Origin of the sequence: Phyllobacterium calauticae (assembly GCF_019991125.1) — a bacterium.
Lineage (GTDB): Bacteria > Pseudomonadota > Alphaproteobacteria > Rhizobiales > Rhizobiaceae > Phyllobacterium > Phyllobacterium calauticae.
This window is the reverse complement of sequence record NZ_JAGENB010000009.1, coordinates 66,944-84,055: the sequence shown is the minus strand read 5'-3', so window position 1 is coordinate 84,055 and position 17,112 is coordinate 66,944. Positions and strand designations below refer to the sequence as shown.

The window sequence follows — 17,112 nt, the reverse complement described above, 5'->3', positions numbered from 1 at the left end:
TTGAACTTAGATCACCTGTGGCGAATTTTGATATATGTTGCTCCAAGAACAATTCTCGAATCTCACATCCAACGCCGGGGTGGTTATGCAATGAAACTGGGATCGAATACGCCTTTAAAGCGGCCAATGCAGCTGACACTTGCATACTATAGAAACGCTATAGCCGAAGATTAAAAGAATGGCAACCCCAAAAGACACCCCATTTGGTCGAGTGGCTTTCACCGCTTTCACGATGAAGCAGATCTTGGACAATCCGCTGGAAGGCGAAACGCCAACGTCCAGGATGAAGCAGATTGGTATGATCAACCTGATCTACCAGATGCAATTGACGAACATTGAAACAACCATAACAAACATTATGAACATATCGCGGCTCAGCAGGGATGCGGTGTATGAAAGCACCACACCGCTCTTGACCAGAAAGCTATTGCTGGAAGAGCAAGTCCTCAATACTGCAGGCCGGGGTCGCGCTTATCGGCTGGTTATTCCGGAAGAGATATTTGGATCGGGGCCGTTCCTGACACTGAATCCAGGGAAATCAGAATAGCGGCATACAGCGTTTTAACCATTTCATTTTAAAAAATGCATACGCGAACTTCTTGCTAAGGGGCTTTCGTTCGCACATAGTCTTATTTGCCGTCAAAAGGGGTGGAACGTGATTCGGCGTTCTCGACCAAACACGCACAAATTCAGATCAATCAACGGAGAATTGAGCCCATAAAAGCAAAAAAACCGGCGCGAAGGCCGGATTTTTCTAGGTTGAAACAGCTACGGAACTCCAATTCCGCATTGCCCAAATGTCATAGGCAAAACTAGCTGTTTCATCCCGACATTGCAAGAGGAAAATGCGCTTCGTGCCACGGATTTGCTTGCTTAAAGCAAAGGTGAAAGTGGTGACTATTCATAACCAATTGACTACATGGCTGCACGGTTTGACGACCGTTAGCCAGATCGATCTTTATCAAACCTTCTTATGGCGAGGTCTCGCTGAGGGTCAGCTGAACGATGCACAGGCCATCGAACTTACTGAGGCGGCTGCAGCCAAGCGTGAAACGTTCATGCGTGCTCGCGAGCAAAGGAGGCCACCCGCCGGCACATATTTTCCCAGACGGGAACTCACCGGTCAGTCCAGGAATAAGGCGGCTTCGGGTGTTCGATGTTCTGTTAGATGGGCCAGAAAGCGCCGATTAGGGGACATGGCTGCCCTACCCCCTCACCTACGCGATCTTTTTACGGAAGGAGAGCGGGCGGTATTATATGTGATAGCGTCGGATTGCCGACAACACGGAAGCTGCCAATGTTCGGTGAAAGAAATCGGAGACCGTGCGGGGGTTGGTGCGACCACAGTGCGAAATGCGCTTCGACGGGCTAAGGATCAAGGAATAATTGGCATAACGGAGCGCCCACAGTGGCGCGCAAAACACCTAACCAATGTGATTTCCATCATCTGCGAGCGCTGGCTGTCTTGGCTTAAAAAATTCCGGCCAAATCTCGGGCTAAAGTTTGAACAGATAGGGTTCAAAATACCGAAGGCCACAGAAACCTACGGTTATAAATCTTATAGCAGACAGCCTAAATGCAACCGTTTGGCCGGCCCTACGGGCGGCATCCTGCCGTTTGCTGGTCGCAAACCAGCCTCCGGTTGACGGCTGACAGAGACAGTTATGAAATGTTGTGCCCAGTCGAACGCAAATAGGCTACGAAAAATAGCCTAGCGGTTCGGTCGGTGATCTAATAATCGGCCAAATAGCGCGTTTCATCGACAATGCCGCAAGCTTGATAGAAAAATCAGTTGCGACAAGGTCGATCAGCGTTGATGGCATTTTCTCTGAGTTGGTGTGTTTTCGAGGAACCTAGCCCTTTTGCGACGCCCGGAGGCATCAATCCGCTTTCCTATCGTACTTGGGTCTTATTTTGATGCCCTGTGCCCATCGATGTAAAAACCCATCAATTCGGCAAATTGATTAGAACATTGAGGTCATCAAGTATGGCTGTATAGTCGCCGATCTGAATACCGTGTTTCAAAAAAATGTCATCCCAGACTTTACTGCTGGTGGCGGTGTTGTGGCATTCAGTAGCGACAACTAGAAGGACGCCCAATAGCTCAATGGAAGATATGTTTTTTCTAGCCTGAAGTGACAAGGCACCATTATCGTCAATGCAATACCTACATATACGACTATAGATATCTAGCTGTTCATTAAGCGGGCCGTGCATGTTTGATTGTGCTCCAGAAAACATGTTTCTTCCGTTAGGTTTCATGACAATACCGAACGCAAACTTATTCTCAGGAGTCCCACCATTAATAGGTATCACGTCGATACCTATTCCTAAATTTTTGGAGCTTTGTCAGATTGCCGGAGACGACCGTTTTCCCCGCATAGGTGCCGCGTTGATACCTATTTTCAACGTAGCGAGGCTGATACAGTCAAGCCATGGATGATATGCACCTGAAAATGAGCAGTGTTTTGATAATCGAGGATGATTATTTCTACGCAGATTCGCTCAAGCGTCACTTCAGAACGTCGGGTTGGCAGGTTATCACAGCCGAAACATTCCACGCCGCACTCGCTGCGATTGAAACAGACGTTTTTGACCTCATTATCATTGATCCTGGCCTGCCTGACTACGGTGTCGAAATGGAATCAAGAAATGTCCGCCTGGCTATCGTTGACAGTATAATCAGCACTACACCCAAGGCGGTACATTTGGTTATCACTGGGCGATTCTCATCTGACGAGGCGGAAATTTGTAGAAGCTTCGGTGCCAAAGGGTATCTCGGCAAGAATCGGCTCAATGCCCCCACCCTCGCTAGTATTCTAGAGCTCATGACACGCTCTGAATTTGTCTTGCACAGGGGAAACGAGACGATAAGTAACGCATCCCCTGGTTACCACCATCCATTTTTGTCGCTGTCAGAAGACGAATGCCTTCAATGGGTGGAAGATCGACCAAAAGGAATGAAACGCAACGAACTATTCGTCTTGATGGCGAAGCACTTCAAGATGAAGAGCCCCGAAATGGCTGAGCAAAAGTACAAGCGCGCACGTAGCAAAGTGATCGCACACGGCCGCCATTTCGCGAACAACAACGAAGTCGTGGAATAAGGATTTTAATTCATCATGCATCGAGGCCCAATCACCATCCTTTCCGGATTGGTGACTTTTTGTGTAGTAGCAGCTGCTTACGCAGTTAATCTGGATCCCAACGTCCTGGCGGTTGAAGGAGATCCCGGGCACCCTCGTGCCATTTACCGCGAAGCCGATCTCGCCAAGTCCTTTACGCCTCAGGAAATTACCACCCGGACACCCTGGTCCAATGGCGTTGAGCGTACATATCGCGGCTATTCCCTTCCTGAGATCCTCGCCAAGAATGGGCTAGCCGATGTGAAAGTTATCACAGGCGTTGCACCCAATGATTTCGCCGCCAGAATCGATGTACGCGAGATCTTCAAATACCAACCCATCGTTGCATCACAAATTATCTGCGATGCAGCAGAGGCTCGAATGGGCAAGTGTACTGAAGGCAGGTACCGACCACTCGAGGCGGATGATTACGGCCCGTTCTTTGTTGTGTGGCCGTTCGACAAACTGCCGAAGGCTTACGAACCCAATGATCACTCCAGATGGATATGGTTTCTGTCCGAACTTCGGGAAGACGAATGAGCGAAACCAGCCAATCGAAGATATTTGGTGTTAGTGAGTGCACAGCAGTAAATGGCGGGCAGATCAATTGATGCGTTTTTTGCGAGCATATGGGGTGTATCTGCTCGGACTTGTCTTTGGCATTTCTGTGCTGATTGGCGTTTCTTCATTTCTTCGAACAGATATGAACCGCAGTCGAGCCTATGACATTGTTGCCGAAGTCAATGAGGTTCAATGGCGATCGAGCCAGGCGCGTGAGAAAATGGTCAGTATTATGGGATGGGCAAGATTGGCCGCTCGTTCCAATGACCAGGAATATCGTTCGAAAATCCTACTCGACGCCAATTTTCTGGCCATCAATACGAAGACACTCGTAAGCCTGACCTACGTCAAGAAAATTATGCCGCAAGTCGATGTCGATCAGATGAGCGCTCTACTTGAGTTGGTAAACAAGCAGATCAAGCCCCAGCTCGAACTTCCTAACCCAAACTATGACGGCATCGTATCTGGACTTGAAGAACTTTGGCCGCGGATTGTTCTAACAACCACCGGCAACCTGGGGAACACACAGAAACGAACTGCGGATCTCGAGCAGAAGGCCTTGTATGATAATTTTTTTCTTGCCTTCGTGTTCGCCTTCGCCATCGTGATAATGGTTACCATAATGGCATTGGTTACTCACCGCAGTAAGTCGCTCTATAATGACCAGGTTCGGCAGTTTGCCCTGTTGTTTTCCCATATGACCTTCACAAGAATTAGCGGTCTGTCGATGTGGATGCATGAGACATTGTCACCAGAAGATAGACCAGATCCTGCTTTGCTCGACATGGCACGAAAACGCATAGATGACTTATCAGTTGTCACTGATTGGCTTGCGCGTATCGCTTATCCAAAGTTCGATCGTGACAACACGCCCATCGTCGCTTTGAGTACAATTCTTGATGAAATGGTTCGGTCTAACGTGGCAATGCTGCGAGCCGATGCGAAAGCAACCCAGTTGCTCGTCCCACAAGGCCAATTCCATCTTATGCTCCAGGAACTCTTGCGTAATTCCAAGGACGCCGTTGACGGTGTTGTGAACCCAGAGATCATCATCAATGTTCAAATAGGGCACCGGTGGTCATTTGGCCGTGACTTGATCATCTCGATTGAAGACAACGGAATCGGCATGACGTCGGATCAAATTAAAAAAGCGACAACGCCATTTTTCTCTACCAAGGGTGAATCTCGTGGCCACAGCGGACTTGGTCTAACCGGATGTGCGCGATTGATCCAGACTATGGGGGGGTCCCTTGCAATTCAATCAATCAAGGGCAAGGGAACCAAAGTCACCCTGCGATGCCCGCTGTCACATCTTCCTGCAATAAGATGGAAACACACATGAACAACGTTATTAGGTTCGAGAGAAAGCGAGGAATCGAAGAGATATTGTCTGAGCTGAAAGGTCGACTTGACCGCATCGAGGTTCGTAATCACGCCCTCCATGAACAGGTTGAGTGCATAGAAACATCAGTCCGATCTCCAGATGCTCTTCTCAGAGTAGAACGAGGAAACGTAGGTCTCCGATTTAAGGATGCGCGCATCCTTGGTACTTACCGCGGTAAACGGTGGGCCTATGCCTGCAATGTGACTGGCAACAAGCATGATGCTTTACAATTTGCGCCTCTCAGGGTTGGAGATCTTATCCTCGAAGACTGGCCATTTTCAGAAGAAGCACGATTGATCGAGAGTTGTTGGAACCAAATTACTAAACACAATGAAACAATGTTGCCTCAGCATCGCAACAGCTCGTGGTGTCACAACGATCAGCAAATAGACAATTACGGTCCCGTGGCGTTCGCCTCAATATCGTGTGACGCTTACGAAGCCATTTGTGTACTGTTCAACTATCTAACCATTCGCCTTACCATTGGCTCCATTGTCCATATCGAAAAATGGTCGACTAATCCTGCTCAACCCAATCCGGCTGTTGAGGTGGGTTTCAAGGAGTGGCTAGGCCGCAATCCTCGTTTCAAGTTGAGATTGAGAGAAGAATGCGACCGACGTCTCAGTTTTATCGTGGTGGCGTGCTAGGATTCGCAATCAATGTAGGATTTGCGATTCCCAGGAGGCATGTATTCAATGCAGTCATAAGGTTAACGTGCATTGGCCTGCCCCAACTGATATTCGCGGGCGACTTCGCTGCGGGTGAAAACTAGGCACGCGCCGTTGGATGCGCGCGGGTCGTAGGCAAAGCCCTTGGCAGCAAGTGCCGCCATGATTTCCCTCACGCCAATCAATCCATACAGGTGGTCGTGAAGTTCTACGAAAATGCGCTCAATGCCTGGGAGGTTTGCATGAACAAGAAGGTCGTGTTCAGCACCTTCAATGTCCATGACAACGACGTTAATCGAGTGCTTGGTAATGAACTGATCAATGTCACCGGAAATCAGATCGATAGTGGTTTCGTATGGCCCCTGATTTTCGTACACCGATGACATCCAGAGATCGCTTCTAATATAGAATTTGAAGCGTTTTGGATTGCCGGCGGTCAGTAACCCAGTTGTTAGCTGAACGTTTTTGTGACCGTTCGCTTCAACTACTCGCGCTGCCAATTGTGATGTTGCTGGGTTGGCATCAAAAGACCAGATGAGCGAACCCTCGACACCTGCAATTGTCGAAGTGACGACACCCAGACCGGTTCCCAATTCCAGTACCCTGTCATTAGGTTGAACAGCCTGCGTAACAAGTTGCACTTCATTGGCCTCGTAATCACCCTTGGTGAGTGCTGCCCAAATTGTAGGTGACACTTCGTCACTATTAAGGGGAATCGTTACGCCATGTACCACGGGATACGCCATCTATAACTCCATTTAGTAGCAAGCCACTCTTTGAGAGTTTGGCGGTGCTTTCATGCCTACATTGCCGTCTAAAGTCGCATCGATGCCCGCCTGACAGGCCGTATGCGTGATTCTAACTTCACGTCCGCCTTCCCATCTTGATAGTCAAGATTCGCATTAGTCTACTGATGGCCCTGCGATTTGGATTTTCTCCCATCCTCATGAAACGGTGATGCAAGAAGGCATCAATTTCTCGTATCGACACGTTAGCCAAATCCGGACCATATTGAGTTGTCAATGCAGCTTCCATCATATCAAGATCTTGAGTAGTGGGGTTGTAGCCGGACGTGGTGACAGCCAACGGAAGTGACTGGTGTATCAGGTATCTAGCCAATTTGGATAACTCCGGATCAATGTCCAAATCTGCCATCAAATCTCCCACGTGCTCTTCGGCAGCATAACGCACTTATGCCTTCGATGACGGAATAGCATTATATCGCAAACCGCAGAAGTGTGACTTGTTGGGCAAGGACGCGGACTCCATACAACCATCACACTGCCCTTCCCGTACAATGACAAGTTTCTTAGGCGTCGGGCACAATTGATGCCAGGTAGACAATCTCTGCAGTTATGTTGTTTTGGAGCCTTACAGAATCAGCGTTAACCTTTCGTTAACTTTAAACTTCTTGCGGGATTTCACGAATCGGAGCTAAATGCGATTTCTTAGCGAATTTCTATCAATAATCGCATAATGGAAAATACGCCGATGAATATCGCATCTCCCATAGTTAACTCGCTATCTGACTTTGATGAGCTGATACTCAAACAAGGCGGTGATTTATCCAAGCGCTTGCAAAAGCATCGTCTCGAAAGCTTTCCGCCAAATGCACAGAAGTCGCTTCGTTCATTCTCACTTGCGGAAGCCGCGGGCTATCTCGGAATTAGTGCTGGCCACCTGAAGAACTTGTCTTTGGAAGGTAAGGGTCCAGAGCCGGCACTGACCTCGACGGGTCGTCGGTCGTATTCGGCCGAACAAATGCTGAGTATGCGGCACTACCTCGACAAGCATGGTCGTGCCGATGTCAAAAAATACGTACCGCATCGCCGTGGCAGCGAACACTTACAAATCATTGCAGTTGTGAATTTCAAGGGCGGTAGCGGAAAGACGACGACAACGGCCCATCTTGCTCAACACCTAGCACTAACGGGACACCGTGTGCTTGCTATTGATCTCGATCCACAAGCATCCTTGTCGGCCCTCCACGGCTTTCAGCCAGAGATTGACAAGGATGACAGCCTCTACGAAGCCTTGCGATATGACGCCGACAAGAAGCCGTTGTCTCAGCTTATTAAGCGCACGAACTTTCCGGGCCTCGACATAGTGCCCGCAGCACTGGAGCTTCAGGAGTTCGAATACGATACTCCCCTGATTCTGGCCGAGAAAGGCACTCGTGCTATGGGTCAGGTATTCTTCACGAGGCTGGATTCTGCACTTAGTGAAGTGGCTGACGACTATGATGTGGTTGTCTTGGATTGTCCTCCTCAACTGGGATACCTTACGCTAACCGCCCTCTCCTCTTCGACATCTGTTCTAATAACTGTGCACCCGCAAATGCTGGACGTCATGTCGATGTGCCAATTTCTTCTGATGCTTGGCGAAATCCTCAATCCGATCAAGCGCGGCGGGGGTAACATGAATTTAGACTGGTTTCGGTATCTGGTGACACGCTATGAACCAGGTGATGCGCCGCAGTCCCAGATGGTTCACTTCATGCGCTCATTGTTTCGCGATTATGTTTTGAAAGCTGAAATGCTGAAAAGCACGGCAATATCAGATGCCGGCATTACGAAACAGACACTGTACGAAGTCGAGCGAAACCAGCTCACGAGGTCCACATACGATCGAGCTATGGAATCCTTGAATTCAGTGAATGGCGAGATCACGTCGTTGATTCATCAGGCATGGGGGCGAGCATGATGTGGCAATCAAACATGCAAATCAACGAGTTTACGGCTGTAAACCTTGCCCAGCTGCTTACAGAAGGATCATAGTCAATGGCACGCAAAGGCTTGATGGCTGGCTTGCTTGAGGAAGATGAGTTTACAGCTGTAAACTCGGAAGAACCGCATGTTCAAAGCCCTCGATCTGGACGAGGCGCTTTCGGTATGATGAGCCGAGCCGCCGATGAAATGGCGAACAAAGTCGAAGCTGCAGAAGAAATTGAAAAGCAGTTATTGATTGGCGACACTGTTATCGAACTTGATCCGAATGAACTTGAAGGATCGTTCATCACGGATCGTATCGCGGATGATCGGTTTGAAGAACTCGTACAAGCAATTCGGGAAAGAGGGCAAGACTCCCCCATCTTAGTACGGCCGCACCCGACGGAGGCCGGCAGGTTTCAGATAGTCTTTGGACATCGACGCACTAGGGCCGCCAAAGAGTTAGGGGTAAAGGTAAGAGCCGTCGTCAAGGCGCTTTCTGATAGAGAACATGTCATTGCGCAGGGTCAGGAAAACACGGCGCGCGAGGATTTGTCGTTCATTGAACGCACCATGTTTGCATCTCGCTTGGTAGGGCTTGGATTTGACAATCCGACCATCCTCTCAGCACTGGCAACCAATAAGACCGTTCTATCAAAGATGATGTCGGTCGCATCCCAGGTGCCAGAGACGATACTTCAAGCCATTGGTGCCGCAAAAAATATCGGCCGTGAAAGATGGTACGAGCTTTCAGTTAGCTGCCGTGATCCCGGATATCGAGAACGAGCTCAGGTTATAGCGGCCTCAGAACGGTTCACGGCAGCTTCGTCCGATGATCGATTCAACATGCTACTCAATCTTGAAATTGCGGATGCCGCTAAGGAGGGCGAACAGCCATCTACTGTTCCCTCGCCAGCTCGACAATGGTTCGCACCCGATAGATCTGTGCAAGCGGTCGTGCATCAAAAGGGCAAAAACTTCAAACTATCAATGAAGTCAGATGTTGATCAAGGGTTTGGAACCTATCTAACCGATAACCTTGATCAATTGTTCGAAGCATATCTGGCATCGAAAACAGAACTGGTCAGGAGATAAAACGCAAAAGAAAAAGGCCCCCAAACGTTGCCGTCGTGGAAGCCCTTCTCATCTCTTAAGCAAAGATAGAATCGCATTTCCTCGAATCACTGTCAATAGTTTTGAGCGTCAGCATGGCGGGTGGACTTCTTTTGCCTAACTGAAAGGCGAATGAACATGCAAGGAAATGCAATCACGACGCCCTTTGGGCGGCGAGCGATGTCGCTTGTCCAACTGAAATCGCAAACACAGGCCAAAGAGCTGCCGGCGGGAAAGTCCGCGGATAAATGGCAGGTCTATCGTTGGCTGTGTGAAGGCAAGGATATCGTCGGAGTAGGGGACCGTTCACTTGCGGTACTCAACGCGCTGCTATCCTTCCTGCCGGACAATGAGCTCGCTGAAGGAAGCGGGCTCATTGTTTTCCCGTCCAATACGCAATTATCTCTCCGGGCACACGGCATGGCCAATGCGACGCTTCGCCGTCACCTGGCTGCACTTATCGAGTGCGGGCTGATTACCCGCAAAGACAGTCCTAACGGCAAACGGTACTCACACAAGGATCGGGGAGGGGAGATTACCGATGCGTTCGGATTTTCCCTCGCACCATTGCTTGTACGCTCAGAAGAGCTTCGGGAGGCCGCAGAGAGTGTTCGGGCAGCGGCGCGGGCGCTGAGGCTTGTTCGCGAGCGCATGACGCTCCACAGGCGCGATATCGCCAAATTGATAGAGGTAGGACTTTCAGAAGAGGTTCCGGCCGACTGGCAGGGCATCTGGACGCGTTTTCGCACAATCGTAGACAACATTCCCCGTAAAGCGTCACTCGGTGCTCTGGAACCAATTCTGTGCGATTTGGCAGTCTTGCACGATGAAGTGGCTATCCTTCTGGAAAAACACGTTAATGCTGAAAATATGACTGCCAATGAGTCTCATATTGATCTGCAGCAACAGAATTCAAAACCCGACTCCTATTCTGACTTTGAACCTGGCTTGAGAAAAGCCCAAGGGGCAAAACCTGCACTCAAATTGCCGGTGAGAGAAGATGCCCGAAAGACCTATCCGCTAGGACTGGTGCTGAAAGCCTGTCCGGAAATAGCCGATTATGCGCCGGCCGGGATCTCGACCTGGTCCGATATGATGCGAACCGCGGCACAGGTCAGGGGAATGCTGGGTATTTCACCTTCGGCCTATGAGGAAGCCCTTGATGCGATCGGCCATGAGAACACCGCCATCGTTCTTGCCTGCATCCTGCAGCGATCGCAGCATATCAGCTCGGCCGGGGGTTACTTGCGTGTTTTAGCCATGAAGGCGAGGGCAGGGGAGTTTTCCGTCGGGCCAATGCTGATGGCGGCTTTAGGGAACGTTCGTGTTGTAGACCTGCAGATAGCCAACTGATGCCCCGCGTCAACTTGTTTCAGCCAAGGGGCGAGGGGGCAAGCCCCATCCCCAACCCCTTGGAAGCATACACTTGGGTTTCCTGGAGCTTCTTCACATCATTCGCCCGTGAACTGGCTTCGCTTCTTTTGTGCAGCATTATTAGCCCCCACTGGCCCGGATCTACGCATCCATACGGGCGGGTGATCCCTCGCCCCCGGTCTCGCTTGCGATGCCACAGAAGCAGGAACGGGATTAGAGGTTTTCAATCACATGTAAAGTCCGTGGAGACAGCGGCATTAATAGCAGATCAGGATTTGATGCATCCCTGATCCGTAGGGCTTCATCATGCGGAACCATCAAAACGGCGTCATGTATGTCGGCAAGTTCAGGAAGTCTATTCAATCCGTCAATGAGCGCGGGATGTAAGGCATCTGTATAGTACACGATCCAAAACGTGCGCGTCCTTACGATTTCTGCTGACGATAGATTATTGAGAATGTAGCATTCTGAGCCAGGGCGCTCAGACCTATTAATGTATTTTGTTATACCAGCATCAGCTGAGATGTTGATTTTTTTGCTGCCGAACAGCAATTCCATCATCCTACGAATGAGACTGGAGGCTTGATCGGACTGGGACCCAGCCTCGTGTGACCAATGTTCGTCGCCATTATCCTCCCTCTCTTTCGCATTCTCTACATCGAGTAGGGCTTCAAGCAATGTGAATCTCATCGCCTTTGCGTGTGAATCTGCTGTACCTACTGCGAGATGGCACCCTTGGCATAAGGCTTCAAAGAATTGGGGATAGCAAACTGTACTGGACAAGGCCTGCCTTGCTGTCACATCAATGGCCCGCTCGAGTGCAGCCCGTTTGGGGCCAAAATGCTGCCCTTTGCATAGCTCGACATCTCTACCTGTATGGAAATGTGATCTAGTAAATACTTCTCGCATTCTGACAACCTGACCGGTGTACGACCATAAGGAGCAATTTCAATTAATGGTGCTGTGAGAAAATGAACGCCACAATAGGCGAGTTTATAGAATTTCGTAAAGTACAGTATTTATTATATAATTTGTTTCATGTGGAATGGAAGCTTCTACTCACTACGCCTTAAGCTGCCAGATTTTCAACAAACAAGCTGACCGTGTGAGCATTCAGTCGAATAGCTTAATCTGAGAGATTTGTTTGCAATCAGATACAGCAGCCCCAAGCGCACAACCGTACTGGAATTGCAGGACGGCATATTCAACTGATCGTTTTCTGATAGCTGCCGACTTTGTACAATGTGTCGGTGAGAGGGGCAAATTGACCCGACCGATAGAGCCGAGTAGGTGCCGTGGTGATACCTAAAAACCATTGTTGACTTGTGCCAAGAGTGTATGACGATTGATATCGAAACCTAAATATCATCGGCAATGCATTGGTAAAAGGGTCGACATTAGGGCGTGCACCGGAAAATATTCTACGGCATGAAAAATAATGTCAGCTATAGTTGCTGTATGTATACGCTATGAAGTGGGGAAGTGATGAGTTTGAAGAATAAGATTGTTAAGAGTAAATACTCGCACCCGGTTACATCTGTTCTTCATTTTTCTTACTTGGCTCTCATATTCGTTGTTGCGTCGGTAAGTCCAGGGAAGGCCGAAAACGCGCCGCCTATTCCGTTAGAGAAGAGCCAGCAGGCACAGCAATCCATTGCCGATCTCAAATTACTTGCTGAGCGAGGTGAGAGTGAAGCGCAGGCCAAGCTCGGCATAGCATTTGAGCATGGGCAGGGCATCCAGCAGGATTTTTCCCAAGCGGCATCCTGGTACCAGAAGGCTGCAGCGCAAGGTGATGCCATTGCCCAGAATAATCTAGGCAAATTGTACAGCACTGGGGAAGGTGTTCATCGAAACGCACAAGTGGCAGCCGACCTGTACCAAAAGTCTGCAGAACAGGGCAACGCTTTAGCTCAGGCCAATCTGGCAAAGGCTTACTTCAGGGGCGAAGGGGTCACCAAAAATTATCCTCTCGCACTGGAGTGGTATAAAAAGTCTGCAGAACAAGGCAATGCCTTGGCGCAAGCGAGCTTGGGTTATGCGTATGAGGTCGGCGAGGGTGTTCCAGCTGACATGCCAATCGCTGTAAATTGGTATCAAAAGGCCAGTCAAGGTGGGGACACCATGGCGCAAACCAATCTTGCTCGGCTCTATTACACCGGACAAGGTGTTCCTCAAGATTTGAATGAAGCAGTCAAATGGTATTTGTCTGCTGCAAATACTGGAAATGCCCTGGCGCAATCAGCAATCGGAGCGATCTACGAAACGGGCACGGGTCTACCTCGTGATCTCGGTAAAGCAGCCGATTGGTATGAAAAAGCTGCTGAACAAGGGGTAACAGTAGCAGCGGGCAATCTTGCCAAAATGTACTTCAACGGTGCCGGCCGCGGTCAGGACGATCACGGCGCCGTGCATTGGTGGAAAGTTGCTGCCGAACAAAAAGACGCTGAATCCCAGTACAATCTCGGCCTTATGTATTTTTCAGGACGCGGGGTAGAGCAAGATTATGAACAAGCTGCGCATTGGTGGAAAGAAGCTGCAGCGTTGGGGTATGCGAAGGCCAGCACTAAGCTGGAGCAAATTAAATCCATGGGATTGATCAAGTAACGTAAACACTCATGTATCCAGGCAGCCAGGGCCCCGGATATATTCATCCGGGAAGAGCAATAGAATCTAGAGCGCGTTCGTGCTGGGTATGGTTTCTGAGATCGCCACTTCGGCGGCATGAAATACGGTGAGCAAACGATCCAGCTCTTCGACAAAATTCATAATGTCGCCATCGTCGTCATAGTTTTTCTCAATGAGATCGCCGATTTTGTTGACGGCAAAATTGCGAACCATCTGAATCTTTTCTTCGCGAGTAGCCATGCCTCTTACCCATGCTTTTTTGATAAAAAGACAATTTCCATAGGTGAGTTTGATTTTCAAGCGACTTTTGAGGCTAGGGCTTACATCCGACTGCCCGCTTGTTTGGCTTGCCGCTCTTGATTGTGAGCGCTAATCTCCGAAATGACTCGTGTGCGTTAGCTCGCCGGCTCCGTGGCCCATGAACATTAAACGGGCACAGATATACGATATAAGAGAAGCGGTTGTAATTATTGTTGAATTTTCATTTCTGCAAATCCAAGCCCATGAAATGCTTCACAGCTTAGACGTTAAGCTCATTCTAAAAATATGCGGGTTATATACGTTTTCTCAGGTTTGGAGAGGCTGGCGTATGTCTGTGCCCGTTTGATGTTCCGAGGTCTTTTACGCCTAAGTCGCGCTTTCCTGTTCACGCGCCCGAAACAACACGTCAATGGCACCTTGGATCTCCATCAAATTCTTGATAGGACCGGGGTTCGCGCCGTTTTGGGCGATTTGCAGGATTTCTTGGCGGCGCGATGAAATAAGTTCGCTGATCGCTGCGTCGATTTCTTTCACATGCTGAGCCGTCATCTCGATCTTTCCGACTATTGGCCTGAACGGCCTGAGCTGTTTATTCCGCAATACAGCGTCTGATCAGGCCGTCCTGCTGATTTTGGTCATCAGCATGATCAGCCTGAGATTCCATAGTAAACAAAGGTATATCGATGTTATAATACAACGAGTGCCTCTACATCAGTTGATGTGGAGGCACTCCTTCAATTCAGGATGCTATCAGGGTCATTTCGCGGAATGCTTGTGGGCTTCCGTTGTTGATTTATGCGCCTTTTCAGCGTGCTCATGGGCAGTTGTCGAATGATGTTTGGCTTCTTCATGTTTGCCATGAGTATGGGCATGCACAGCTTCGTGGTGATGATGCGCGGCAGCGGCATGGTGGCCTGCTGCGGTATGATGATGCTCATTTGCGGGATGATTGCTAGGCATTTTATCCTCCTTGGATTTCCCTTGACCATATCAAGGGCACCACCCAACCGCCTGAAACGGGCATTGTTCCATCAATTTTTGTTTCAACTACGAGGTCGTTGACGGTCAAAAGATGACAAATGACCATCCTTACAGATATTTGGTGATTGGTATCATCGCATTCGTGATCGGCGGGGCTGCCATGATGGCCCTCGCTGTTGCGGCGTTCGGCCGTTCAATTTCGTATCTCGTCAGAACCGCGCCTCTACCACCATCTTCCATTGGCGTTTGTGGTAGACATTTAATTGACGAGTGCCACGATTAAACCCATCGTGTCATTCTATCGTCTGTGGAACTGTGTATTTTCCATTCGGCGATCGGACACTTTCCATAGACAGGGCTATCGGTGAACCAGCTAGCAGCGCCAACACCCCGCACAAATCTTCACTTGTTAAGTCTGTCAGCGCTCGGCGTTGTATTCGGCGATATCGGTACGAGCCCGCTCTACACCTTCAAGACGATCTTGTCATTGACCGGAAGCGCGCCCGATGCCCATACGGTGCTGGGTCTGCTTTCACTCGTGCTATGGACTTTGTTTCTCATAACATCCATCAAGTACCTGTCTTTCGCCATGCGGGCGGACAATGATGGCGAAGGAGGCATCCTGGCTCTGATGTCCCTCCTGGGGACCAAGAACAAGCATCGCCCCTACATCATGGCGGTTGGCCTGTTCGGTGCTGCGCTGATTTATGGCGACGGCGCTATAACCCCTGCGATCTCTGTCCTCTCGGCTCTCGAAGGGTTGAACATTGCCACGCCCATCCTGCAACCCTACATTCTTCCGGCAGCGCTCGTGATCCTGCTCTGTCTCTTTGCTGTTCAGCCTCTGGGGACCGCACGCATCGGTAGTGCCTTTGGGCCGGTCATGCTGTTGTGGTTCATTGTCATGGCGGTTTTGGGCATTTCCGGGATTTTACGCCATCCGGCGGTGTTTGCTGCGCTCAATCCGCTCTACGGGCTCTCCTTTCTGTTCCATGGCGGCGTCACCGGCTTTCTGGTGCTCGGAGGTGTCTTTCTCTGTGTAACGGGAGCGGAGGCGCTTTATGCGGATATGGGCCATTTTGGTCCCAGGCCCATCCGCGTGTCCTGGAGTGCAGTGGTTTTTCCCAGCCTCATCCTCAATTACGCCGGTCAGGCGGCCCTGGTGCTTGAAGGCGCGCCTATCGACGGCAACATCTTCTATCGCCTTTGTCCGCAGGCACTGCTCATTCCCCTCATTATTCTGGCGACACTGGCGACGATCATTGCCAGCCAGTCGATCATTACGGGAGCGTTTTCGATGACACGGCAGGCGATCCAGCTGGGGTGGATGCCGCGGTTTCGCGTGACGCAAACATCGGCGGAACAGTACGGGCAGATTTATGTGGGGGCCGTCAATTGGCTGCTGATGATTGTCACGCTGGCACTGACATTCGGCTTCGGCAAATCCGATAACCTGGCAGCGGCTTATGGTATTGCCGTGTCCCTGACGATGCTGATGACCTCGGCTCTTCTCTTCATCGTGATGCGGGAGCTTTGGGGCTGGAGCATTGCAACCGCAGCAACGGTCGCAGCAGGCTTTTTAATCGTCGATGGCGCTTTCTTTCTTGCCAATCTGGTCAAGGTCGGCAATGGCGGCTACGTCCCCCTGCTGCTGGCGGCCGCTATTTACGGTGTCATGTGGATCTGGCATCGCGGCGCTGTCGCGATAACGGCACGCGCGCATGAATCGCTGCTACCGATCGCGGAGTTCCTGGCGGATATCAAACAGCGCAACATAGCGCGCGTGCCTGGAACTGCGGTATTTCTGACGCGCACATTGCGGGATACGCCGCCGGTCATCGTATGGCATGTGCGGCGCAACAAGGCGCTCCATCAGCAAGTCCTTGCCTTGACAGTCCAGGTCCTTCCCGTGCCGCGTGCTGCAGACGCTCAGCGGCTAACCCTCACGGAGGCCGCACCGTCCTTCTGGCGGGCGGAAGCAAGATATGGGTTCATGGAACAGCCGGATATTCCGGCACTTCTCATCGCCTGCAACCGGCTCGTCGCGTCATTTGAACTGAAAGACGTGACATATTATGTCGGGCATGACACGGTGATCCATCGCAAAGACGGCAAGAGCCTGCCCGCATGGCAGGTGCTGCTGTTCTCGGCCATGGAACGGAATATCCCGCATGTCGGTGACTACCTCAGACTGCCGAGTGAGAAGGTTGTGGAAATAGGGCGGCAAGTGGCGATCTGATGTCAATGTTGGCTGCGCCTATAGAAGCAAAGAGTCAGATTTCTTCACTTGAGGCAAACCATCGCGTCCA

At 50.3% G+C, this 17,112-nt stretch carries 16 protein-coding genes; 10 read left to right on the top strand and 6 right to left on the bottom strand.

The genetic code is table 11. From position 1 onward, the window contains the following. Positions 1-178: 178 nt before the first annotated feature. From J1W56_RS22875 to J1W56_RS22855, 5 genes are all read left to right on the top strand, one after another. Positions 179-547, top strand: coding sequence for a MarR family transcriptional regulator (locus J1W56_RS22875; RefSeq protein ID WP_223615595.1), 369 nt, complete (start codon positions 179-181; stop codon positions 545-547). Positions 548-2,435: 1,888 nt separating this feature from the next. Beyond that, positions 2,436-3,107: a response regulator gene (locus J1W56_RS22870; RefSeq protein ID WP_223615594.1), complete on the top strand. Its 672-nt coding sequence runs from the start codon at positions 2,436-2,438 to the stop codon at positions 3,105-3,107. Positions 3,108-3,122: 15 nt separating this feature from the next. Beyond that, the gene (locus tag J1W56_RS22865) at positions 3,123-3,665 is read left to right on the top strand and encodes a hypothetical protein (RefSeq protein WP_223615593.1); all 543 of its coding nucleotides are present in this window, start codon (positions 3,123-3,125) and stop codon (positions 3,663-3,665) included. 37 nt (positions 3,666-3,702) lie between these two features. Continuing rightward, positions 3,703-5,028 carry an ATP-binding protein gene (locus J1W56_RS26105; RefSeq protein ID WP_223615592.1) on the top strand — a complete coding sequence of 442 codons (1,326 nt, stop codon included), beginning with the start codon at positions 3,703-3,705 and terminating at the stop codon, positions 5,026-5,028. Continuing rightward, complete coding sequence (locus J1W56_RS22855) at positions 5,025-5,717, top strand: hypothetical protein (RefSeq protein ID WP_223615591.1); 693 nt, start codon at positions 5,025-5,027, stop codon at positions 5,715-5,717. Before J1W56_RS26105 ends, J1W56_RS22855 begins: the two co-directional genes overlap by 4 nt. A 62-nt stretch (positions 5,718-5,779) precedes the next feature. Here the strand turns inward: J1W56_RS22855 and J1W56_RS22850 are convergent, their stop codons facing one another. Together J1W56_RS22850 and J1W56_RS22845 are read right to left on the bottom strand one after the other, a co-directional pair. Continuing rightward, positions 5,780-6,484, bottom strand: a complete 705-nt coding sequence (locus J1W56_RS22850) for an FkbM family methyltransferase (protein WP_223615590.1) — start codon at positions 6,482-6,484, stop codon at positions 5,780-5,782. A 118-nt stretch (positions 6,485-6,602) separates the two neighbouring features. Beyond that, positions 6,603-6,893 (bottom strand): hypothetical protein, encoded by a 291-nt coding sequence (locus J1W56_RS22845; protein WP_223615589.1) that lies wholly within the window; start codon positions 6,891-6,893, stop codon positions 6,603-6,605. 336 nt (positions 6,894-7,229) lie between these two features. Here J1W56_RS22845 and repA point away from each other — a divergent pair, with 336 nt between their 5' ends. From repA to repC, 3 genes are all read left to right on the top strand, one after another. Further along, the gene (repA, locus tag J1W56_RS22840) at positions 7,230-8,441 is read left to right on the top strand and encodes a plasmid partitioning protein RepA (RefSeq protein ID WP_223615588.1); all 1,212 of its coding nucleotides are present in this window, start codon (positions 7,230-7,232) and stop codon (positions 8,439-8,441) included. A 77-nt stretch (positions 8,442-8,518) separates the two neighbouring features. Further along, on the top strand, positions 8,519-9,541 hold the full coding sequence (gene repB / locus J1W56_RS22835) for a plasmid partitioning protein RepB (RefSeq protein WP_223615587.1): 1,023 nt from the start codon (positions 8,519-8,521) through the stop codon (positions 9,539-9,541). A gap of 156 nt (positions 9,542-9,697) precedes the next feature. Continuing rightward, positions 9,698-10,912, top strand: a complete 1,215-nt coding sequence (gene repC, locus J1W56_RS22830; protein WP_223615656.1) for a plasmid replication protein RepC — start codon at positions 9,698-9,700, stop codon at positions 10,910-10,912. 234 nt (positions 10,913-11,146) lie between these two features. Here the strand turns inward: repC and J1W56_RS22825 are convergent, their stop codons facing one another. Beyond that, positions 11,147-11,842: a hypothetical protein gene (locus tag J1W56_RS22825; protein ID WP_223615586.1), complete on the bottom strand. Its 696-nt coding sequence runs from the start codon at positions 11,840-11,842 to the stop codon at positions 11,147-11,149. A gap of 576 nt (positions 11,843-12,418) precedes the next feature. Here J1W56_RS22825 and J1W56_RS22820 point away from each other — a divergent pair. Further along, entirely contained in the window at positions 12,419-13,540 is a 1,122-nt protein-coding gene (locus tag J1W56_RS22820) for an SEL1-like repeat protein (protein ID WP_223615585.1), read from the top strand. Between the two features lie 66 nt (positions 13,541-13,606). Here J1W56_RS22820 and J1W56_RS22815 read toward each other — a convergent pair whose 3' ends face one another. The 3 genes from J1W56_RS22815 to J1W56_RS22805 form a co-directional block, all read right to left on the bottom strand. Beyond that, the gene (locus tag J1W56_RS22815; protein WP_223615584.1) at positions 13,607-13,801 is read right to left on the bottom strand and encodes a hypothetical protein; all 195 of its coding nucleotides are present in this window, start codon (positions 13,799-13,801) and stop codon (positions 13,607-13,609) included. Positions 13,802-14,188: 387 nt separating this feature from the next. Further along, positions 14,189-14,371: a hypothetical protein gene (locus J1W56_RS22810; RefSeq protein WP_223615583.1), complete on the bottom strand. Its 183-nt coding sequence runs from the start codon at positions 14,369-14,371 to the stop codon at positions 14,189-14,191. 207 nt (positions 14,372-14,578) lie between these two features. Next, complete coding sequence (locus J1W56_RS22805) at positions 14,579-14,782, bottom strand: hypothetical protein (protein WP_223615582.1); 204 nt, start codon at positions 14,780-14,782, stop codon at positions 14,579-14,581. A 427-nt stretch (positions 14,783-15,209) separates the two neighbouring features. On the opposite strand from J1W56_RS22805, the gene J1W56_RS22800 reads away from it, so the two are divergent. Beyond that, positions 15,210-17,042, top strand: a complete 1,833-nt coding sequence (locus J1W56_RS22800) for a potassium transporter Kup (protein WP_223615581.1) — start codon at positions 15,210-15,212, stop codon at positions 17,040-17,042. Positions 17,043-17,112 lie beyond the last annotated feature (70 nt).